Annotated in this window: 16 protein-coding genes and 1 tRNA gene; 6 read left to right on the top strand and 11 right to left on the bottom strand. The window is 54.6% G+C overall.

Translation table 11 applies throughout. The features are described 5' to 3' along the window. Positions 1-24: 24 nt before the first annotated feature. Positions 25-1095: a GNAT family N-acetyltransferase gene (locus tag ABGT88_RS08940; RefSeq protein WP_346701620.1), complete on the top strand. Its 1071-nt coding sequence runs from the start codon at positions 25-27 to the stop codon at positions 1093-1095. A 64-nt stretch (positions 1096-1159) separates the two neighbouring features. Here ABGT88_RS08940 and ABGT88_RS08935 read toward each other — a convergent pair whose 3' ends face one another. Next, the gene (locus ABGT88_RS08935) at positions 1160-1798 is read right to left on the bottom strand and encodes a porin family protein (RefSeq protein ID WP_258327483.1); all 639 of its coding nucleotides are present in this window, start codon (positions 1796-1798) and stop codon (positions 1160-1162) included. A gap of 438 nt (positions 1799-2236) precedes the next feature. Here ABGT88_RS08935 and ABGT88_RS08930 point away from each other — a divergent pair, with 438 nt between their 5' ends. Further along, positions 2237-3634, top strand: coding sequence for an MFS transporter (locus ABGT88_RS08930; RefSeq protein ID WP_346701618.1), 1398 nt, complete (start codon positions 2237-2239; stop codon positions 3632-3634). A gap of 150 nt (positions 3635-3784) precedes the next feature. Here the strand turns inward: ABGT88_RS08930 and ABGT88_RS08925 are convergent. Together ABGT88_RS08925 and ABGT88_RS08920 are read right to left on the bottom strand one after the other, a co-directional pair. Then, positions 3785-3871: transfer RNA gene (locus tag ABGT88_RS08925), tRNA-Ser, on the bottom strand. Between the two features lie 89 nt (positions 3872-3960). Then, positions 3961-4440, bottom strand: coding sequence for a CYTH domain-containing protein (locus tag ABGT88_RS08920; RefSeq protein ID WP_087407300.1), 480 nt, complete (start codon positions 4438-4440; stop codon positions 3961-3963). A 213-nt stretch (positions 4441-4653) separates the two neighbouring features. On the opposite strand from ABGT88_RS08920, the gene ABGT88_RS08915 reads away from it, so the two are divergent. Continuing rightward, positions 4654-7200 carry a DUF5686 family protein gene (locus tag ABGT88_RS08915; protein WP_346701616.1) on the top strand — a complete coding sequence of 849 codons (2547 nt, stop codon included), beginning with the start codon at positions 4654-4656 and terminating at the stop codon, positions 7198-7200. 308 nt (positions 7201-7508) lie between these two features. Here the strand turns inward: ABGT88_RS08915 and ABGT88_RS08910 are convergent, their stop codons facing one another. Then, the gene (locus ABGT88_RS08910; RefSeq protein ID WP_258327480.1) at positions 7509-9593 is read right to left on the bottom strand and encodes a M3 family metallopeptidase; all 2085 of its coding nucleotides are present in this window, start codon (positions 9591-9593) and stop codon (positions 7509-7511) included. A 170-nt stretch (positions 9594-9763) separates the two neighbouring features. On the opposite strand from ABGT88_RS08910, the gene ABGT88_RS08905 reads away from it, so the two are divergent. Together ABGT88_RS08905 and ABGT88_RS08900 are read left to right on the top strand one after the other, a co-directional pair. Further along, the gene (locus ABGT88_RS08905; protein WP_346701613.1) at positions 9764-11596 is read left to right on the top strand and encodes a sulfatase-like hydrolase/transferase; all 1833 of its coding nucleotides are present in this window, start codon (positions 9764-9766) and stop codon (positions 11594-11596) included. A 12-nt stretch (positions 11597-11608) separates the two neighbouring features. Beyond that, entirely contained in the window at positions 11609-12109 is a 501-nt protein-coding gene (locus ABGT88_RS08900) for a GNAT family N-acetyltransferase (protein WP_087407304.1), read from the top strand. Positions 12110-12183: 74 nt separating this feature from the next. Here ABGT88_RS08900 and ABGT88_RS08895 read toward each other — a convergent pair whose 3' ends face one another. The 6 genes from ABGT88_RS08895 to ABGT88_RS08870 form a co-directional block, all read right to left on the bottom strand. Continuing rightward, positions 12184-14316 carry a S8 family peptidase gene (locus tag ABGT88_RS08895; protein WP_346701611.1) on the bottom strand — a complete coding sequence of 711 codons (2133 nt, stop codon included), beginning with the start codon at positions 14314-14316 and terminating at the stop codon, positions 12184-12186. Between the two features lie 114 nt (positions 14317-14430). Continuing rightward, positions 14431-14880, bottom strand: a complete 450-nt coding sequence (locus ABGT88_RS08890) for a hypothetical protein (RefSeq protein WP_143240865.1) — start codon at positions 14878-14880, stop codon at positions 14431-14433. A gap of 155 nt (positions 14881-15035) precedes the next feature. Next, positions 15036-16148 carry a TlpA disulfide reductase family protein gene (locus tag ABGT88_RS08885; RefSeq protein ID WP_258327478.1) on the bottom strand — a complete coding sequence of 371 codons (1113 nt, stop codon included), beginning with the start codon at positions 16146-16148 and terminating at the stop codon, positions 15036-15038. Positions 16149-16335: 187 nt separating this feature from the next. Continuing rightward, positions 16336-16599, bottom strand: coding sequence for a hypothetical protein (locus tag ABGT88_RS08880; RefSeq protein ID WP_087407310.1), 264 nt, complete (start codon positions 16597-16599; stop codon positions 16336-16338). 1 nt (position 16600) lies between these two features. After that, positions 16601-16960, bottom strand: a complete 360-nt coding sequence (locus ABGT88_RS08875; RefSeq protein WP_087407311.1) for a phage holin family protein — start codon at positions 16958-16960, stop codon at positions 16601-16603. 105 nt (positions 16961-17065) lie between these two features. Next, the gene (locus tag ABGT88_RS08870; RefSeq protein WP_087407312.1) at positions 17066-17269 is read right to left on the bottom strand and encodes a YtxH domain-containing protein; all 204 of its coding nucleotides are present in this window, start codon (positions 17267-17269) and stop codon (positions 17066-17068) included. A 412-nt stretch (positions 17270-17681) separates the two neighbouring features. Here ABGT88_RS08870 and uvrA point away from each other — a divergent pair, with 412 nt between their 5' ends. After that, positions 17682-20471: an excinuclease ABC subunit UvrA gene (gene uvrA, locus ABGT88_RS08865; protein WP_087407314.1), complete on the top strand. Its 2790-nt coding sequence runs from the start codon at positions 17682-17684 to the stop codon at positions 20469-20471. Here uvrA and ABGT88_RS08860 read toward each other — a convergent pair. Then, positions 20468-20965: a DUF4293 domain-containing protein gene (locus ABGT88_RS08860; protein WP_087407315.1), complete on the bottom strand. Its 498-nt coding sequence runs from the start codon at positions 20963-20965 to the stop codon at positions 20468-20470. The genes uvrA and ABGT88_RS08860 overlap by 4 nt on opposite strands. Positions 20966-21045: the final 80 nt, after the last annotated feature.

Below are 21045 nucleotides of genomic sequence, written 5' to 3'. Positions count from 1 at the left end.
TGTCGTGTGGGGTATGTTTAGCACATGAAAGATAAAGTAATCATGGAGATTTCGGAGAAGAAAGCCCGTATTCGGGAGTTGTGGCAACTCTGTTTTCACGACGACGAGCAATTTGTCGACCTCTTGTTCGGCCACTTGTATCGCGATGAAAATGCCCTTTGTTTCGAGGAGCGGGGCGTGTTGACGTCGGCCTTGCAAATGCTCCCTTACCGCATGACCTATGGGGAGTCGGTGTTGGAGGTAAGTTATATTTCGGGAGCGGCTACTCGTCCCGAGTATCGCAACCGGGGATTGATGGGCCGGTTGTTGCGGGAGTCGTTCGAGACGATGCGGTCGCGTGCCATTCCGCTGTCGGCGCTCATCCCGGCCGAGCCGTGGTTGTATGGCTATTATGCCACCAAGGGGTATGCCCCGGTATTCTTTCGGCGCAAGAGTCACTTCACGGCCGTGCATCGTTTCGAGGGTGCCGGGTATCGGCGGGTGGCTCCGTCGCCCGATCGGCTTTACTCCTTTTTCGATACCCAGATGCGCCGCCGGCCTTGCTGCATGTTGCATGCGCGGAACGACTTTGAGGTGATTTGCGGCGACAACCGTCTCGACGGGGGCGAGGTGATTGCCTTGGCCGATGAGGCGGGTGAGCTTTCGGCGCTGGCTTTTGCCGTGCCATACGACGATGGCACACGGGTAAAAGAACTCTTGGCAGTCGACGACCAGGCTCGCGAAGCGGCCCTGCACGAGGTCGAACGCACGTTCCCCGGCCTGCCGGTTACGGTGGCGCTGCCACCCGATAGCGGGGAGGGGGTGTTGCAGCGCATGGGCATGATGCGCATCGTGGATGTGCCGGCCATGCTCTCGACTGTAGCGCAGAACCATCCTTCGCTGCAGGTGGTCGTGCGGGTGTCCGACCCGCTGTTGCCTGCGAATAACGGCGTTTATCGAATTGCCGATGGTGCGTGTGGTCGTGTAGAGGCCGATACGTGCGACTTCGATGTCGACGTGGCCGAGTTGGCACTTCTGGTATTTGGCGATTCCCGTCAGGATTCGCTCGTCGATTTCCCGGCCATGCCTCCCTATATGAGTCTCATGCTCGACTGAACCGGTGTGGAGCGGGGCTGCTTTTATCTCTCTTTATAGGGTTGAGGTCAGCCCCTTGATGGGTTTACAAAAAGAAGCGATACCCCACCGAGATGCCTATGTGGCGACTCTCGAAGGCACTCTCTGCGTCGCGAATGGAGTGGGTGAGCCCCCAGGTATAGCGGGCATCGACAAAGAGACCGGAATCAAATTCGTATCCCAGTCCGGCGACCACGCCCAGTTCGGCTCCTGCCGGTTGCTGAAAAGCCTCCACCCCTTTCCACGAATCGGTAGCGGCACACCCGATACTCAGTTGCGGACCGGCCTGAATGTTGAAACCGGCTACGGGGAAAAACTTGACCAGCAGCGGAATATCGATGTAGTGGATGCGGTACGAATACCCCTTGTACATCGTGTCGCCTCGCTCGTCGTTGAAGATAAGAGTCTTGTCTTTGTAGCCGTGTGTGGCGTAGAGCAGCTCGAGTTGCAGGTCGAAATAGGTATTGCATGTGTAGGTCGCTACTACTCCCGCTTGACCGCCCACGATATAGCTGGCCTTGTCGTTGAGTACGTTTTTGGGGTATCTCACCGTCGACCAGTTGATACCCGCTTTACCGCCTACACTCCATTGGGCCCGTGCCGGGATGGCGACCAGGCAAAGCAACAACAGTCCGACAACGTATTTGCGACAGAAATTAGAGGGGGTTAGGTAGGGTGTTTTCATGTGGCACATCTTGTTTTGACAGGTAGACAAATATAGTCGATTTCTTTGGTTTGGTAAAATTATTTTCGTTTCTTTACACGGGTGACTTTAATCAGAATCTAAACGCTTATAGCTATGACTACACTGGAATTTGTCTTGATCAGTATCCTCATTCCCGGGTTATTGGGCGGAATCTTTGCCCCTATGGTGGTGAAAGGGTGTAAAAGGCTCTATGCCAAGTGGTGCAACAGTCGTAAGCCATCTCGAGAATAAGTCTTGAGGAAAGTCCGGTATACTTGCAGACGGGGTGTGTATTTCCTGCTTTTTTTGTTTTTTACCTTTGAGGTGAGCAGAGATTGAGCAAACGGGAAAAACGGAGTTTTTCGTTTGCCTCTATGTCCATTTTCACTACCTTTGCGGCCGATATGCGTGAGCATGGTTTTCAAGAAAGGTAAAAAGATGAAACAGGAAGAGGAAGACAAGATTGTAGGAGATTTGAATTGGGACGGTCTGCACCGCCCGCGTATTTACTACGCCATGGCGACGACCTTTTGCGGGTTGTTCCTGTCGGTGCTCGACGGTTCTATCTGCAACGTGGCGTTGCCCAGTATAGCTCAGCAGCTGCACGTCTCGTCGTCCGATTCCATCTGGATCGTCAACTCTTTCCAGCTGATCATTATGATGACCCTGCTTCCCTTCTCGTCGATGGGCGAGCGTTGGGGCTACAAGCAGGTCTATCTGCGCGGAGTCGTGGTCTTCACCATCGGGTCTCTGCTCTGTGCCCTGTCGCACAACCTGCCGCTGCTGGTGGTCTCGCGGGTGTTTCAGGGATTCGGAGCCGCCATGATTATGAGCGTGAATACCTCTCTCATCAAGCTCATCTATCCCAAACACCGGTTGGGCGAGGGGGTAGGACTCAATGCTACGGTGGTGGCCATCGCTTCGGTCACCGGGCCTACATTGGCGGCCGCCATCCTGTCGTTTGCTTCGTGGCCGTGGCTCTTTGCCATCAATGTGCCGGTAGGTATCGCCACCTTTATCCTGGGACGCAAATATCTGCCCGACAATGCCGTGCGGCGTCTGGGGCATCGCTTCAACTGGAAGGAGGCTCTGCTCAATGCGGCCACCTTCGGGCTCTTCATCGGGTGTATCGAGGCTTATTCGCACGATGTGCCGGTGCGCTGGGTGTTGTGCGGTGTCGTGTTATTGGCCGTGGTGGCTGCCTTCTATGTGCGCATGCAGTTGGGTGAGCGCTATCCCATGCTTCCCTTCGACCTGCTCAAGATACCCATCTTCTCGATGTCGGTGATGACGAGTATTCTCTCCTTTACGGCACAGATGATGAGTCTGGTGGCCATGCCCTTCCTGCTGGTCAATACTTTCCACTACGATGCCGTGGGCACCGGGTTGTTGATGACCTCGTGGCCGCTGGTCATTGTCTTTGTAGCACCGCTGGCCGGTGTGCTCATTGGTAAGATTCACCCCGGAATCCTGGGTGGAGTGGGGTTGATTATCATGAGTATCGGCTGCTTCAGCCTCTCGTTCATTCCTACCGATGCCAATCACTTCGGGATTGTATGGCGGTTGATGCTCTGCGGTATGGGCTTCGGCTTTTTCCAGTCGCCCAACAACCACATGCTGCTCACCTCGGCACCTCCGCAACGTACCGGCAGCGCCAGCGGCATGCTCGCTACCGCCCGACTCACGGGGCAGACTATCGGGGCCGCCCTGGTCGCTCTGCTTTTCCATATCCATGGCGATACCGCACCGCACGATGCCATGCTTCTGGCCGGTATCCTCACCTTGTGCGGCGCGCTCTCTTCGGCCCTCCGTCTGCGGGTAAGTCTGCCGAAGTAGGGTGGTGGACCTGTGTCTTGTTTCGTGAAGAAGTTTATGTCTGAATTTATGGATTTCTCGAGAGGGGGGACCGTTGTCTTCTTGGGGTATCCATCTGAAAAAGGGGTATAAAAAAGAGCAAATCAACCTGCGCGATTTGCTCTTTTTCTGCGGAAAGAGAGGGATTCGAACCCTCGGTACCCGTAAGGGTACAACGGTTTTCGAGACCGTCCCGATCGACCACTCCGGCATCTTTCCAATGGTCTGTCGTTTTTGACGGGGGCAAAGGTACGGAAAAGATTCGATATGCAATGGCTTTAATTGTAAAAAAAAGCTAAATGCGGAAATTATTCTTTCTCCTCCCAGTTTTTATAGGGATTTTGGGCCAGGCAAGAGTTGTAGTAACGCGGGTCGCCGGTCACTTCGCGGCCGATGAACGGGGGCAACTGTACCGCTTCCGACTCCGATTGCAATTCAACTTCGGCCACAATCAGCCCTTCGTTGTCGCCCATAAATTCGTCAATCTCCCATGTGTGCCCGGCATAGGGGTAGAGGTATCGCCTCTTTTCGATGAGGCCCGACTGGCACAACGAGTCGAGCATTCGGGTAGCGTCGGCTACGGGTATGGGGTATTCGTACTCCTGCCGGGAGCAGCCGGTGGTGGTACCCTTGATGGTGATGAAGGCCTGGTCGCCGGCGATGCGTATGCGCACGGTGGCCGCAGGGGCTGCCGACAGGTATCCCTGTTTGTAGTAGGTGCAGCGGGTGGCTTGGGCGCGATACGAGGTATCGGTCACCCGATATTTGCGTTCGATCTCTATATTCATGAATTAACAAAAATAAATAGTGAACCGAATATAATACATTTATTTGGTTTAAGAGATGGAATAAAGATGCGGGCATTATTAAACATTGTTAAACCCGTGAACTGTTGGAGATAAAAGCCCGGTGAGCGGCAGTTTTTTTGTACTTTTGTCACCCGGATATTCGAGTGAATCGAATGGTGGTACCGGTTACTTTGTACAGTATTTGAGACTTTTATGGCAAAAAAGATATATGTGGTATTGGCCCTTTGCTTGTTGTGTGTAGGGCTTCCTGTTTCGGTTAAGGCACAACAGACGACGGTGGTGAAGGGAATCGTAAGGGACTCTATAACCCATGAACCCATATCCTATGCTTCGGTTTTTTTTGTGGGAAGTGACAAAGGTGTCATGACCGATGATGATGGCAAATTTGCTGTGGCCGTGCGCGATAACTTCCTGAATGTGCGTATTGCTACGCTGGGTTACCGTGAGAAGACGGTTTTCGTCAAGAAGGGTGCCGAGAACAATCTGGAGGTCGATTTGGTGCCGTCGGACTATACGCTGCAGGAGGTGGTGGTAAAGCCCAAGAAGGAGAAGTACAGCAAGAAGAATAACCCCGCGGTAGAGTTTGTCAAGAAGCTGATTGAGCGGCGCGACGTGGGCGACCCCAAGCGTCACGACTTTTTCAATTACGAGAAATACGAGAAGATGACTTTTGCCCTCAACGACTTTTCGGAGGAGCAAAAGAAGAAGTGGCTTTTCAAGAAATTCCAGTTTATATTCGACTATGTAGATACGTCGGAGGTGTCGGGAAAGCCTATCCTGACGGTTTCGATCAAGGAGAAGATTGCCGAGAACTACTACCGCCGTAGCCCCGAGACCGAGAAGTCGATTGTGACGGGTATCAAGCGGGCCGGTATCGACGAGATATTCAACGAGGAGAGCGTGCAGATGCTGTGCGACGACCTGTTCCGCGAAATCGATATTTTCAGAAACGACATCACGCTGCTGAACAACCGGTTTGTGAGCCCGTTGTCGAGCATTGGTACTTCGTTTTACAAATACTATCTGCTCGACACCATTCCCGTAGACGGGGTGCGCTGCATCGATTTGGGATTTGTCCCCTTCAACTCCGAGTCGTTTGGCTTCACGGGTCACATCTATGTGCCCGAGGGCGACTCGACCTATTTCATCAAGAAGGTGAAGCTGAACGTCCCCCGCGACATCAACCTCAACTATGTGGAGAACATGTATCTCGAGCAGGATTACAAGCAGCTGGACGACGGAACCCGCATCAAGACAAAGGACGATGCCATCATCGAGTTCAAGGTGATGCCGGCCACGCAGGGACTGTATGCCCGCCGTATGACCACATACGACAAGTTTTCGTTTACGCCGCCCGACGACTTGTCGGTCTACGACTTCGAGGGGCGCGAGCGGGTCGAGGTCGATGCACAGGCCAAGCCCGAGGAGTTTTGGGTCGATAACCGCCATGTGCCGGTGAAGAAGAAGGAGGGGGCGGTCGACAAGCTCCTGGCCCGGTTGCGCGAGGTGCCTGCCTTTTACTATACCGAGAAGGTGTTGGGTATACTCATAGCCGGGTATATCGAGACCAGCGAGGAGAGCAAGTTCGACTTCGGTCCCATGAATACCACCATCAGTGCCAACGAGGTGGAAGGGGCCCGTTTCAGAGTAGGCGGTGTCACTACCGCACAGCTCAATCCGCACTGGTTTGCCCGCGGATACGTGGCCTATGGTACGAAGGACGAGAAGATGAAATATTCGGGCGAGGTGGAATATTCGTTCAACAAGAAGAAGTTCCACTCGCGGGAGTTCCCCATTCACTCCATCAAGTTGAACCACACCTACGACATCGACCAGTTGGGACAGCAGTACATGTATACCAACAAGGATAATGTATTCCTCTCGCTCAAGCGCAAGTCGGACAACAAGGCTACCTATCTGCGCAAGACCGAGCTCTCGTACCTGCAGGAGCGCAAGGGCGGTTTTTCGTTCGGGTTGGGTATCCGCAACGAGATTCAGCAGATGGCAACCGAGCGTATTGCTTTCATCGACGGGTTCGGCAAAGAGACAAAAGATTACATGCAGACCTATTTCGATGTGAAGTTGCGGTTTGCCCCCAACGAGAAGTTCTACCAGACCCGCAGCAACCGCTATCCCATCAACCTCGACGCCCCGGTGCTCACCCTCTCGCACAGCTTTGCCTTCAAGGATGTGCTGGGCAGCCGCTACTCCTACAACCGCACCGAGTTCGGTATCCAGAAACGGTTCTGGTTCTCGGCCTTCGGCTACTTCGACGGTATCGTCAAGGCCGGCAAGGTGTGGGACAAGGTGCCTTTCCCCATGCTGTTGCTCCCCAACGCCAACCTCTCGTACACGATACAACCCGAGTCGTATGCCTTGATGAATGCTCTCGAATTTATCAACGACCAGTACGTGTCGTGGGACTTCACCTACAACGCCAACGGTGCTCTGTTCAACCGCATTCCGCTGCTCAAGTACATGAAGCTGCGCGAGGTCTTCTCGTTCCGAGGTCTCTACGGTTCGCTCAGCAAGAAGAACAACCCGCTCTACAATCAAGACCTCTTCGTCTTCCCCAAAGGTAGTACCGAGATGGACAAGATGCCCTACATGGAGTGCGGCGTGGGACTCGACAACATCTTTACCATCTTGCGGGTCGATTACGTGTGGCGGTTGACCTATCGCGACAGCCCCAACGTGAGCAAGAGCGGCGTGCGCATTTCGCTCCACTTCTCGTTCTAAACCGGGAGTCGCCGGGGGTACAGAAGGATATTTCGATTATCTCAAATCTATACGAAAGGGCTGCTTTGCCGTGAGCAAGGCGGCCCTTGTTGGTATCTCCTTTTACTACTTCTGTGTCGACTGGATTCCGAGTCGTATCGTGGGATAATCGACTTTATGGCGCCTATGCATTCGGTGTGAGTAGTCCAGCGAGGGGGGGGGAGGCAGTTGGCATCAATCCCTTGGCCGAACAAGGGTCTGATACAGGTAAAAAAATAACGGAGCCCGCAGTGTGGCGGACTCCGTCATGTGATGCGTGAGGAGCGATATTATTTGATGATACCGTCGCGGCGCATGAGGGCCTCGATGGTAGGCTCGCTGCCTTTGAAGCGTTTGTAGAGGGTCATGGGGTTCTCGGTACCGCCGCGTTTCAGGATGTTGTCGCGGAACGAAGCTGCGGTAGCCGGGTCGAAGATACCGTGGGCCTTGAACACGGCAAAGGCATCGGCGTCGAGCACCTCGGCCCATTTGTATCCGTAGTATCCGGCAGCATAACCGCCCGAGAAGATGTGACCGAATTGAGGAGCGATGAGGGTTCCCTCCACGTCGGGCAACACGAGGGTTTTGGCGATGGCCTGTTTCTCGAAGGCTACAGCGTCGTCGACAGGAGCTTCGATGGTGTGGTAGGCCATGTCGAGGAAGCCGAAGGTGAGCTGACGTACGCACAGGTAGGCGGCCAGGTATTGGCTCGACTCCTTGATTTTCTCAACCAGTTCGACCGGCATCTTTTCGCCTGTCTTGTAGTGAACGGCAAAACTGTCGAGGAACTCTTTCTCGGCGAGGAAGTTCTCGTTGAACTGCGAGGGCAGCTCTACGAAGTCGCGGTATACGTTGGTACCCGAGAGGGTCGAGTAGGTAACGTCGGAGAGCAGGCCGTGCAGGGCGTGGCCAAACTCGTGCAGGAAGGTCTCCACCTCGTCGTAGGTGAGCAGGGCGGGAGCATCGGCCGTGGGGCGCGAGAAGTTCATCACGATCGTTACCTGCGGACGGCTGTCGGTTCCGTCTTCCTCTTTCCATTGCCCTTTGAATTCGGTCATCCAGGCACCGGCACGTTTGGTCTCGCGGGGGAAGAAGTCGGTGTAGATTACACCCACATAGTTACCGTCGTTGTCGGTTACCTCGAAAGCCTCGACCTCGGGGTGGTATACGGGGATTTTGGGATTTTTCGTGAAGTGCAGGCCGTAGAGGCGGGTAGCCAGACCGAATACTCCCTTGATGGTGTTGTTCACCTCGAAGTAGGGGCGCAGCATCTCGTCGTTGAGGTCGTATTTGATGTGCTTGAGTTGCTCGGAGTAGTAGCTGAAGTCCCAGGGCATGAGCGTCATGTCTTTGCCCTCTTTACCAATGGCGAAACCCTGAATCTCTTTCACCTCTTGCAGGGCGGCCGGCTTGTAGGCGTCGAGCAGTTGGTTCAGCAGATTGTACACGTTGGCGCTGTTGCCGGCCATGGTGGTTTGCAGGTTGTATTCGGCGAAGTTGGGTTTACCGAAGAGCTTGGCAATCTCGAGGCGTACCTCGGCGATACGTTTCAGGATGGGGATGTTGTTGTATTCGCCCGATTGGTTGCGCGTGTTGTAGGCGCGATAGAGTTTCTCGCGCAGGTCGCGACGCGACGAATATTTCATAAAGGCGCTGTAACTGGGGTAGGAGAGGTTGACCATGTAACCCTCTTTGCCTTTGCTCTTGGCCAGAGCGGCAGCAGCGTCGCGGGCGCTTTGGGGCAGACCTTCGAGCTCATCCTCGGTGAGCATCATCGAGAAGAGGTTGGTATCCTTCAATACGTTCTGTCCGAAGTCGAGGGTGAGTTGGCTCAACTCCGACGAGAGTTTGCGATATTTTTCGCGGTCTTCGCCTTGCAATTCGGCTCCGCTCAGGGCAAACGACTCGTAGGTCTCCTTGAGCAGCATCTGTTGCTCGGGGGTGAGGTCGAGCTGGTCGCGACGGTCATACACGAACTTGATGCGTTCGAAGAGCTTCTCGTTCAGGCTGATGTTGTTGCTGTGCTCCGACAGCATGGGTTGTACGCGTTGCGAGATTTCCATCATCTCGTCGTTGCCCTCGGCGCTCAATACGGCAAAAAAGACGTTGGCCACGCGGTTGAGCATACGGCCGCTGCGGTCGAGTGCCTCGATGGTGTTCTCGAATGTGGGGGTCGAGCGCTGGTTCACGATGGCGTCGATCTCCTTTTGATTCTCTTCAATGGCTTTCTTGAAAGCCGGTTCGTAGTGCGACAGTTTTATCTTGTCGAACGGAACTGTTTGATGGGGCGTCTTGTAGGGCCCGAAAAAGGGGTTAGCAGCTTGTGCCATGATTGCAAAAACAGTTAAGGCTGATAATAATAAAATTTTTTTCATTACTACTGTGTTAGGTGATACAAATGGTAATTGTAACAAAGTTCACGATTTATAATCATTCTAACTAATCTTCGACCCTTAATAAATATTAAACAAATCGTTTCACCGGTTTAATTTCGCCCCGAAGGCCATTTTTATATTAGCTTTGCAGCTTATAAACAGTGCCGAATATGAAACGACGATTCTATTTTTTGGTGTGGATATATTGCTGGTTTCTCATCATGTTTGCCGTGCAAAAGCCCCTCTTCATGCTGTATCATTGGAATCTTTACGGCGACGAGCCTCTGTCGCAGTGGCTGGCGGTGATATGGCACGGCCGGGGACTCGACGCCTCGATGGCTGCCTATATTACGGCTTTGCCTGCTCTGCTCACTGCCGTTACCGTCTATTTGCGGGGCGCGTGGTGGAAACCGGTGTTCCGGGCCTACTTCGTGCTGATAGCCGCAGTGATCTCGGCCATCACCTTGAGCGATGCGGTGCTCTACAGCTTCTGGGGATTCCGCATCGATGCTACGCCGCTCTTCTATTTGGCCTCGCCGGCCGATGCCGTGGCCAGTATCCCGGTGTGGCAAACGGTGGTGATTCTGCTTCTTATCGTGGCCTATGCCGCGCTGCTCGTGTGGCCGTTGTGGCGCTGGTCGGGTAGGGTGGCCCAATGGGAGAAACCCCGTCGTCCACACCTTTCGTTTGCGGTCTTGCTGTTGCTCACGACGTCGTTGTTCATCCCCATACGAGGCGGCTTCACGGTCTCGACCATGAATGTGGGCAAGGCCTATTTCAGCGAGCGTATGGAGTTGAACCATGCCGCCATCAACCCGGTATTCAGTCTGATGTCGTCGCTCTCCAAGTCGGAGGATTTCTCGACACAATACCGTTTCTTCGAACCGGCCGAGGCCGATGCTCTGTTCGCACCGTTGCGGGGTGGCGGATCGTCGGTATTCCCGGCCGACTCGGCTCAATGGGTCGAGCCCGGTGCCAACGTGGTGCTGGTGGTGCTCGAGAGTTTCTCGGGAGCGGCCATGGAGAGCCTGGGCGGTCTGTCGGGGGTGATGCCCAATCTCGAGCAGATTGCCTCGGAGGGTATCCTCTTCACCCACTGCTATGCCAACAGTTTCCGTACCGACCGGGGGCTCACCTCGATTTTGAGCGGCTACCCGGCCCAGCCTACGGCCTCGATTATGAAATATCCCGCCAAGTCGCAGTCGCTTCCGGCCATCTCCAAGTCGTTGCGCAATGAGGGGTACGACACCCAGTTTATCTATGGCGGCGATGCCGACTTTACCAACATGCGCTCCTACTTCATCTCGATGGGCATGAACCGTATCGTGTGCGATAGCGACTTCCCGCTGAGCCAGCGGCTGAGCAAATGGGGCGTACCCGACCATGTGACGTTCGACGAGCTCTATCGTCTCATAGCCGAGCAGCCGGCCGATAAACCCTTTATGAAGATGTTTCTCACCCTCAGCAGCCACGAGCCGTTCGATGTGCCCATGCACCGCCTCGAGGACAAGTATCTGAACTCGGTCGCCTATACCGACAGTTGCCTCGGTGCGTTTGTATCGCGACTCAAGCAGCTCCCCGTGTGGAAGAACACCCTGCTGGTGTTCGTGGCCGATCACGCCTTCCGTTACCCCTACAACGTGCAGAATCACGACATCGACTATCACCACATACCGCTGGTGTGGGCCGGTGGAGCCGTACGCTCGCCGCGGGTAGTCGACGACTACATGTCGCAGATTGACCTGGCGGCTACGTTGCTGGCCCAGTTACATATCCCTTACGACGACTTTACCTTCAGCAAGAATCTGGCCGACCCCACGCGGGAGCGTTTTGCCTACTATACCTTCCCCGACGGGTTCGGATATGTCGACCGCGATGGCGCTGCCGTCTACGACTGTGCCGCACAGTCGGTGCTCGTCGAGCAGAACGACAGCAACGCCTTACGGTTGAAGCGGGGGAAAGCCTATTTGCAAAAACTCTACGACGACTTGGCTTCGCGATAAAACCGACACGAAATGGAAATAAGACCCACGACAATCGACGATTTGGAACAGGTGATGCCCGTGTTTGAGCAGGCCAAACGGTTCATGCGGCAGCACGGAAACCTCCACCAATGGACGGGTGGCTACCCCTCGCGCGAAATCATCCAGGCCGATATGGAGGCTGCCAGCAGCTTCGTCTGCCTCGACGACGAGGGGGCGATTGTGGGAACCTTCTGTTTCCGCTACGGTGTGGCGCCCGAGCCCACCTATGCCACCATCTACGACGGGGCCTGGCTCAACGACAAGCCCTACGGCGTGATACATCGCATCGCCTCGGCCGGTCGGGTGGGCGGTATCTTTGCCGCGGCTCTGGATTACTGTTGGGGCCATGTCGACAATATCCGCATCGATACCCATCGCGACAACCGGGTGATGCAGGAGTTGCTCGTGCGCCACGGCTTCAGCCGGTGCGGCATCATCTATCTGGCCAACGGCGACGAGCGCATCGCCTTTCAGCGGGAATTTCTTCGATAGCTTGTAATAAAAAAAGAGAGGGGGCGGAATTTTTTCCGCCCCCTCTCTGTATGGGTGAGACCTGTCGGTTGTGGTTACTTGACGGTCAGTTTGGTCGTGATTTGGTTCTTCTCGCCGGTAATGCGCATGAGGTAGATACCCGGGGCAATACCGTTCAGCGATACGGCCCTCTGTTCGCCGGCCACGACATCGCCAGCATAAAGGTTGAGCACCTGGGCTCCGTTGAGCGAGTAGAGGGCTACGGTTACCTGCTGGTCGTCGCTGGGCAACACGAAGTAGCAGCTCTCTGCAGCCGGGTTGGGATAGACCATCGAGCGGGTAGGAGCTCCGGTCTCTTCAATACCCGAGAGTTCGTTGAGGCAATAGACCAGACCGTTGTAGGCATCGATTTTGCCATAACCCCACTGGTTGTTGCCTACACCGGCAATGCTGCCCGTGTAGCTGTCGGTCTTGGCCGATTTGGCGAATACTTCGCGCACCTGCTCGGGGGTGAGGGTAGGCCGGGCCTGCAACCAGGTGGCCAATACGCCCGTTACCACCGGTGCAGCCATCGAGGTGCCCTCCATCGAACCGTAGTAATAATTGGTACCGTTTACGTAGTATTGGCCTACCACGGTTGCGTAATAGTCGCTGCGGCTGGTGCTGCAGGTCGAACTGTTATACGACGATACGATCATTGTACCCGGTGCGGCTATATCGGGTTTCATACGGCCGTCGGCCGTCGGTCCGTGGCTCGAGAAGGTGGCCAGTTGGTCTACCGTCTGGTAGGATTGGTTGTACATCGAGCTGTTTCTGTGTTCGATATAGTTGCTGCTGGTGTAGGCACCTACCGAGATGATTCGTGAGCCTGTTCCACCGATTTCGCCCATGCTGGAGTCGTTGTCGCCGTTGGTAAATCCGCTTATCCCGAAGTTGGAGAACGCGGTATACGGCGTGTTGGTCCAGGCATTGACGGTACACTCTTCGGTTGTCGATACCTCGAAGCCCACATGGTAATAGTTGCTCATCGGGATTACGTTCATATCGATTGTAATGTTGCCCTTCTGGTTATTGGGGTCGGTAGCCGTGGCGATATAGACTTCGCCGTAGGTACCGGTGGGGCTGGATATCTGTTTGCTGGAGCTGGTTGCTGTCGAAAATTCGCTGGAGGTATAGACCTCTTTCTGGTTGCGGGTATCGTAAACGATTACTTTGACCGATAAGGTCTTGTTGGCATCGCCCCAAATGTCGACGGTCGTATTTTGGTTCTGTCCCAGGTCGACCAGCGTCTTCAGTGAAGAGTCGTCGGTGGTCAGCGTCTTTTTTACGTGTATGTTGGTCTCGGCTTCGTTGCCGGCGGCACCTACCAGCAAGCGGCCTTCGCCTTGCAGCGAGTCACAGATGCGGTCGAAGGTCGAGGTTCCGTCGTGTGGCCCGATGTGGTATCCGAGGCTCATGTTGATGACGCAGGGTTTACCCACCGATTCGGCATAGTCGTAGATGTACTTGATACCGTCGCTGATGCTCGTGTTGCTGCTGCTGGTATCGTAGAGGTTGTAGCTTACAAACACCAGGTCGGCGTCGGGAGCCACGCCGTAGTATTCGTTACCGTGGTAGGCTCCGGCTGCGATACCGGCCACGTGGGTGGCGTGGCAGTCGGTCATATCCTGCTTGGCCGATACGATCGACTCGGAGGTCGTATATTCCCGGCCGTAGTAGTAACCCGAGGGAGGCGTACCCGTAGCGTTTTGGTTCCAGACTCTCTTCACGCGCAGGTTTTCGCCGGCCGTGTCGTAGAAGTTGATGTGGTTGTACTGGAAACCGCCGTCGATGATACCCACCACGACATCTTTACCCGTGTAGGCCTGGGTGAGGCTCGTGCCGGCGTGCAGGGCATCGACATTGGCGAAGGCGGCGCTACGTACCGTGTTCATGAGTTTATGTACCGGACGTCCAATCTCGATATACTCGACCGAGGGCAGTTGCGATACCGCCTCGAGGTTGTCGGCCGGAATGCGTACCGAGAGGATGGTACCGTATTGGGCATTGACGGTTACACCGTTGTCGGCCAGGCCTTCGAGGTCGTTTTCATCGTTAAGGTGGAGGAATGCCGAGACGATGGTCTGGCTATTCTCCTGGTCTACGGCATAGGTCGATTTCAGTTTGGCGCGTTGCATCGTAGGGGTCGATTCGTAACTGCGCAGAAAATTTTGAGTCGATGGCGACATCTTCTCTTCAGCGGTTGCGCCAAATTGACAGGCAAGCGCTAAGAGATAAACTGATAGTAATACTTTTTTCATCGATTTAGTTACTAAAACAATAGATAATTCGTAAAGGTTTAGTTATCGGGGACGTGCAGGCGACGATGCCTCGATATAGGTAATGCCCGGCAGGGTAACGAAGCGGGTAAGGCTTCGCAAGGGTACGGCAAAACTGTACATCGTCTCGTTGTACTTCACGCAATAGCCGCCCAGTTGGGTGAGGGCGTCGGCATCGAATTCGGCATCGGCGTGCAGAAATCCGGTGGCGAGGTATTGGCCGTTCTGGTTGCGCAGGGAGAAGCGTTGTGTCAGCAACGACGAGGGGGTATAGTCGTCGATAGTCTTGCCCGATTGTGCGAGGTCGGCTTGCCAGGCTTCCCAAAACATACGGAACGATGCAGATACGGGTAACTCCTGCGGCAGGGTGTAGTCGGTCGTCACGACCGTGTTTTCAGTCTTCGACATATTCTTGTTGGTGTGGCATCCTGCCAGGGCGATGATTGCCATCGCTGTGCATATAAATCTCCACATGGTGATAAATTTTTTATCATTAGGCGGGCAAATATAGAAATTTTTTCCTCTTCCTATTATTTTTACAACAAAAATATTATCACTTGTAAATTTTTATACACAGAATAGTAGCTATTTGGCAGGGCTGATAAGGGAAAAAGAACCAAATTTTACATTTATTGCCGTTTTAGCCGGGAGGCCAGCAGAGCATTCAGCTCCTCTTCCGAGGGGTTATTGGCCACGATGGTGCCGTCGGGGGCGATGAGGACGAAGTGGGGGATGCCTTGAATCACATACGACAGGATGGCGTCGGAGTCCCACCCCTTGGGGTCGCCCAGTTGCGGCCACGTCATCTGGTTCTCGCGCACATAGGTGAGCCAGGCTTCGCGATCGGTATCGAGCGAGATGCTCACTATCGAGAGTTGTCCGTTGCCGTATCGGCTGTACAACTGTTTCAGATAGGGAGTCTGTCGCTGGCAGGGCGGACACCACGAGGCCCAGAAGTCGAGCAGCACATACCGGCCGTGCCCTACGTATTGCGAGAGCGAGGCCATTGTTCCCTCGGGCGTTTGCAGGGTCAGGTCGGTGTAGGGCATGTCGGGGGCCACGTTTTTCAGGCGCGAGAGCATGTGCGACAGCTTCTGGATGGCCGGATTCTTTTTGAACGAGGTGGCGGCATTGGCGATGAGGCTACGTTGCTCGTCGGGCGAGAAGAGAAAGCTGTTTTGCAGAAACAGGTAGACCGAGGTCACGTTGTCGGTATTGGCCGCGATGTATTTGCGGGTCAGCCGTTCGAGCCCCTGCTGCTCTTTTTCGAAAGCCTGTTTCAGGGTGTTGAAGGTGCTGTCGGTGAGTTGTCCGGCGAGATAGTCCTTCAGGTAAAGTCGGGTAATCTCCTGTATGTGGCTGTCGAAGGTCTGACGTTGCTCCTCGTAGACTTGCAGCCGGTCGTTGAGCGGAGTGCCCGACAGGTGGGTGACCGAGTCGAATGTCACCTCGATGGTGCCGGGTTCGAGGGCGAGCAGCAGCGGGGGATATTGTGACGCCCGCTCGTCGCGGGGTACCAGTATGGCAATAGCCGGTTCTGTCTGGTCTCCTTCGAACGTAAAGGCGCCGTTTCGGACTACGGCGCTGTCGATGATTTCGAATTGTTGTCCGGTCAGCTTTTGCAGAAAGAGCGTAGTTCCGTCGGGGAGCAGTTGGGTGTGTCCCTCTATTTCGTATTTCCCGTTGCAGTTGGCCAGGCTTACCCCGATGGCGATATATCCGATCAGTCGTACTAATTTCATGGTCGTTTCATATTTCCGTTTATCTATAAACAGAAGATAATCAACAAGGTTTAGCCGACGTCGGGGATTAACAATTATCGGTCAGGCTCGACTTCTGCGGGGTGTCGGGGCGAGGGGGTTCGGTGATGAGGATTGTATGTGGAGGCCAGTCTTGGTGCATAATGGTCTCGAAGGAGATAAGGGAGGATTAGCGAAACCGTTTGAACAGACGGAATATTCGTGATACCAGTCGGAATCCCCACATGGCGCTCTCGAGCAGGGTGACACCGCCGAGCAGGTTGCTGCCGATGTATTTGGTAATTGATCGAGCTTCGGTAAAGGGCGAGATGACCTGTCGATAAGCCTCGTCGACACACTTTCGTTGTTCGGCAATAGCCGTTTTCAGGGCTTGTCGTCGAGCGGCAATCTCTTCGAGGGTAAGACCTTTGGATGGGGTTTTCGGTGTATCCATGTTATTGAGGAGTTTTGTCGTTATCTAATAGTACGCGCGAAATGAATCGGGTGATGGGGGCGAGGATGAGTTGCCGTTTGAAGATGACTACAATGGCAATGAGCACCAGGAACAGCGCACCGAGCAGGGCATAGCTGCCCACGATGCCCACGAGCGGTTCCAGCAGATAGACCAGGGCAAACGACAGGTATATGCCGGCCCCTACGGCCAGAACCAGAATGATGATAAAGAGTACCGACATGCCCAGAATGACCGAAATCTTTTCGGTGGCCGTCAGTTTGGCATAGTCGATTTGCAGGGTGAGGTATTTTTTACCTTCGTCGAATAGTCGCTTGAATGAGTTGTCGGGGGTATCGGGCATAATATAGCAGGGTTAGAGGAGATACATAAGGTATAGATACACAATGAGAGTATCAAGACTACCGAAGGTCTGTCTTGATATTCCCATTGTGGTAACGGGCGCAGTCTATTTTACGCCTTTCACTTCTTCGGCAATCTGGTCGACGAGTTGCTCCATCTCTTCTTTCTTTAGGTGGATACCCTTGTCGTGAAGCATTTTACAGATGCGAGCTCTCATGTCCGAGCCCTTTTCGGGGGCAAACAAGATGCCGGCCACAGCACCCACGGCGGCTCCGCCGAGGAATGCAAACAGTAAATTAAGACCTTTCATAATCTTTATCGTTTTTAATGTGACTATACAAAGATAACAAAGTATTTGGATTTTTGTTAGTCTGCGCGCCAAAGATTTTCGCTTTTATGAATTGTTTTACAAAAAAGTATAAAGGATAGAAGCGGGCCGAATCACGAATGGCGAAAGTTCGTATCTTTGCTTGATGCGAAGATAGGATACGGCTCGGCCAAGCAAATTGTGCAAGCATCTTTGCTTGTCTCTCGCCTTTCACTATCTTTCCAGAAGATAGGATGCGGCTCGGCAAAAAAACTCAAACAAGTTTGGCTTTTTTGCTCTCGCCTTTCACTATCTTTGCACTCACTTTGCCGGGCCGGGCGCGACCTCATGGGGCAACGCATCGGGAGGCATGTCGAAAAAGCAACAAAGGAACCAAAAGTTATTTCCGGGAACTATGTCTGAACAGTCAATCTTTATCAAAGGGGCACGCGTCAACAATCTGAAGAATATCGATATAGAGATACCTCGCAACCGCTTTATCGTCATTACGGGCCTGTCGGGCTCGGGCAAGTCGTCGCTGGCGTTCGATACGCTCTATGCCGAGGGGCAGCGGCGCTATGTCGAGAGTCTCTCGGCCTACGCCCGCCAGTTTCTGGGTCGGATGAGCAAGCCCGAGTGTGACTACATCAAGGGCATACCGCCAGCCATCGCTATCGAGCAGAAGGTCAACACCCGCAATCCGCGCTCGACGGTGGGCACCTCGACCGAGATATACGACTACCTGCGGTTGCTCTATGCCCGCATCGGCAAGACCTATTCGCCCATCTCGGGCGAACTGGTCAAGAAGCACCAGGTCGACGATGTGGTGAACTGTGCCCTCGGTTTCCCCGACGGTACCCGCTTTGCCTTGCTTACCAACCTGATTCTCCCCGAGGGGCGCGACCTGAAAACCCAGTTGCAGATATGGCAGAAGGAGGGTTTTCCGCGTGTCGAGGTCGAGGGCCGCTTCGTGGCGATAGAAGATTTGCTGGCCGGCGATACGCTGCCCGATGCGTCGAAGGTGCGCCTGGTAATCGACCGCTTGAGCGTGTCGCACGAGAACGATACCGTGAGCCGACTGGCCGACTCGGTCGAGACCGCCTTCTTCGAAGGGGGTGGGGAGTGCGTCGTACAGATGCACACGGCCGAAGGGGTGAAAGAGTTCCATTTTTCGAAACGGTTCGAGGCCGATGGCATCACCTTCAACGAGCCGAGCGACCTGATGTTCAACTTCAACAACCCCGTGGGCGCTTGTCCCGAGTGCGAAGGCTTCGGGCGGGTAATCGGTATCGACGAAGATCTGGTGGTGCCCAACAAGACCCTCTCGGTCTACGACGATGCGGTGATGTGCTGGCGGGGCGAGAAGATGAGCGAGTGGAAAAACGACCTTATCCGTCGGGCCGATTCGTTGCACTTCCCGATACATCGGCCCTACTACAAACTGACCGATCGCGAGAAAGATATATTGTGGCACGGCTCGGGCGACTTCGAGGGCATCGACGGTTTCTTTGCCATGCTCGAGGCCAATCAGTACAAGATACAATACCGGGTGATGCTCGCCCGCTATCGGGGCAAAACCATCTGTCCGGTGTGCAAGGGCAGCCGGTTGAAACCCGAGGCCGAATATGTGAAGGTGGGTGGCCGCTCTATCACCGAGCTGGTGAATCTGCCGGTAGGCGAACTGAAAGCCTTCTTCGACAACCTGCAGCTCGACGAGCACGACACGGCTATTGCCAAGCGATTGCTCACCGAAATCAAGAACCGTATCCGTTTCTTGCAGGAGGTGGGGCTCGACTACCTCACTCTCAATCGGTTGTCGTCGACTCTCTCGGGTGGTGAAAGCCAACGCATCAATCTGGCTACTTCGCTGGGCAGCAGTCTGGTAGGCTCGCTCTATATCCTCGACGAGCCCAGCATCGGCCTCCATTCGCGCGACACGCACCTGCTCATCAAGGTGCTCCGCGAGTTGCAGGAGCTGGGCAACACGGTGGTTGTGGTCGAACACGACGAGGAGATTATCCGGGCGGCCGACTACATTATCGACATCGGTCCGTTGGCCGGTCGGTTGGGCGGCGAGGTGGTCTATCAGGGCGACCTTTCGCGTCTGCCCAAGGCGACCCGCAGCTACACCATGCGCTACCTGACGGGCGAGTGCAAGATAGAGGTACCGGCCGTACGTCGCAAGTGGAACCAGTATATCGAGGTCGAAGGGGCTGCCCAGAACAACCTGAAGTCGGTCAATGTGCGGTTCCCGCTCCATGTAATGACCGTGGTTACCGGCGTGAGTGGCTCGGGCAAGTCGTCGCTCGTGCGCGATGTATTCTATCGTGGACTCTTGCGCTACTATGGCGAGGGGGGCGAGATGCCGGGAACCTACTCCCGCTTCACGGGCGATATGGACCGCATCAAGGCGGTTGAGTTTGTCGACCAGAATCCTATCGGCAAATCGACCCGTTCCAATCCCGCCACCTATTTGAAGGCGTTCGACGAGATACGCAAGCTCTTTGCCGACCAGCAGGGGGCTAAGCAGATGGGCTTTTCGCCGTCGTACTTCTCGTTCAACTCCGAGGGCGGCCGCTGCGAAGAGTGCAAGGGCGAGGGTACCATCACGGTCGAGATGCAGTTCATGGCCGACATCGTGCTGGAGTGCGAGGCTTGCCATGGCAAACGCTATAAACAAGATGTACTTGAAATCGAGTATCGGGGCAAAAACATAAGCGATGTGCTCGACATGACCATCAACCAGGCCATCGAGTTCTTCTCCGAGGTCGACGGCAGTCAGGAGAAGCGTATCGTCAAACGGCTGAAACCGTTGCAGGATGTGGGGCTGGGGTATATCAAGCTGGGGCAATCGTCATCGACCCTCTCGGGCGGTGAGAACCAGCGTGTGAAGTTGGCTTTCTTCCTCAGCAACGAACGGCAGGAGCCCACGCTCTTCATCTTCGACGAGCCCACTACGGGGCTCCATTTCCACGACATCAACACGCTGCTGAAGTCGTTCAACCAACTGATTGAGCGGGGACACACCGTGGTGATTATCGAGCACAACATGGACGTCATCAAGTGTGCCGACCACATTATCGACCTGGGCCCCGAAGGGGGCAAGGCCGGTGGCTACGTGGTATGTACAGGCACACCCGAAGAGGTGGCCCGTTGCGAGGCCTCCTATACGGGCAGATTCCTGAAAGAGAAGTTGGCGCTTTAGCGGATGCGGTCCATGCTGCGCACCAGTTGCTCGTCTTTGTTGATGGCGCGATAGGCCAGAATGTCGAGCACGAGTGCTACGAACGGCATCACAAGATAGGCCGACCACGACGTGTGCGTAGCGGCAAGGTCGTTCTGGAAGGTGTAACCGCTCAAGAAAATGATGATGTAGAAGGTCACCATAAAGAAGGCGTTGATCATGCAGACGCGAGCCTGGTTGGGCCGGTTCTTGTACAGGAAGATGGCGACGAGCGACAGTACGGTAATGACAGCACCCAATGCCAATACACCCCACGTGGCCGTGAATACCGAGGTTTGGGCAATTGTAGCTTCGGACCCGTCCGTAGCCGGTTCGGCCATTACGGTAGATACCCCTTGCGAGGTGAAGCTGTAAAGTCCGTCGGGGGTATCGAACTGAGCGATGGGACAGAAAAGGAACGTGGCCATCAGGGCAGCGGCCAGCAGCAGGTAAATAGTTTGAATACGTTGTATCATAGCTTGTTTATATGTTTTGTTATTTGTAGAAGACAGGATGCGTCTCGGTATGAAAATCAAGCGAGCTCGTTTTTCGGTTT

The organism is Barnesiella sp. An22 (assembly GCF_963931395.1).
Taxonomy (GTDB): domain Bacteria; phylum Bacteroidota; class Bacteroidia; order Bacteroidales; family Barnesiellaceae; genus Barnesiella; species Barnesiella merdigallinarum.
Note: the sequence above shows the minus strand (reverse complement) of the source record. Positions and strands in the feature narration are given on the sequence as shown.

Excerpts from the sequence above, each read along its gene's own strand:
- ABGT88_RS08940 (WP_346701620.1), top strand. The coding sequence starts at position 25 with ATGAAAGATAAAGTAATCATGGAGATTTCGGAGAAGAAAGCCCGTATT.
- ABGT88_RS08935 (WP_258327483.1), bottom strand. The coding sequence starts at position 1,798 with ATGAAAACACCCTACCTAACCCCCTCTAATTTCTGTCGCAAATACGTT.
- ABGT88_RS08930 (WP_346701618.1), top strand. The coding sequence starts at position 2,237 with ATGAAACAGGAAGAGGAAGACAAGATTGTAGGAGATTTGAATTGGGAC.
- ABGT88_RS08920 (WP_087407300.1), bottom strand. The coding sequence starts at position 4,440 with ATGAATATAGAGATCGAACGCAAATATCGGGTGACCGATACCTCGTAT.
- ABGT88_RS08915 (WP_346701616.1), top strand. The coding sequence starts at position 4,654 with ATGGCAAAAAAGATATATGTGGTATTGGCCCTTTGCTTGTTGTGTGTA.
- ABGT88_RS08910 (WP_258327480.1), bottom strand. The coding sequence starts at position 9,593 with ATGAAAAAAATTTTATTATTATCAGCCTTAACTGTTTTTGCAATCATG.
- ABGT88_RS08905 (WP_346701613.1), top strand. The coding sequence starts at position 9,764 with ATGAAACGACGATTCTATTTTTTGGTGTGGATATATTGCTGGTTTCTC.
- ABGT88_RS08900 (WP_087407304.1), top strand. The coding sequence starts at position 11,609 with ATGGAAATAAGACCCACGACAATCGACGATTTGGAACAGGTGATGCCC.
- ABGT88_RS08895 (WP_346701611.1), bottom strand. The coding sequence starts at position 14,316 with ATGTCGCCATCGACTCAAAATTTTCTGCGCAGTTACGAATCGACCCCT.
- ABGT88_RS08890 (WP_143240865.1), bottom strand. The coding sequence starts at position 14,880 with ATGTGGAGATTTATATGCACAGCGATGGCAATCATCGCCCTGGCAGGA.
- ABGT88_RS08885 (WP_258327478.1), bottom strand. The coding sequence starts at position 16,148 with ATGAAATTAGTACGACTGATCGGATATATCGCCATCGGGGTAAGCCTG.
- ABGT88_RS08880 (WP_087407310.1), bottom strand. The coding sequence starts at position 16,599 with ATGGATACACCGAAAACCCCATCCAAAGGTCTTACCCTCGAAGAGATT.
- ABGT88_RS08875 (WP_087407311.1), bottom strand. The coding sequence starts at position 16,960 with ATGCCCGATACCCCCGACAACTCATTCAAGCGACTATTCGACGAAGGT.
- ABGT88_RS08870 (WP_087407312.1), bottom strand. The coding sequence starts at position 17,269 with ATGAAAGGTCTTAATTTACTGTTTGCATTCCTCGGCGGAGCCGCCGTG.
- uvrA (WP_087407314.1), top strand. The coding sequence starts at position 17,682 with ATGTCTGAACAGTCAATCTTTATCAAAGGGGCACGCGTCAACAATCTG.
- ABGT88_RS08860 (WP_087407315.1), bottom strand. The coding sequence starts at position 20,965 with ATGATACAACGTATTCAAACTATTTACCTGCTGCTGGCCGCTGCCCTG.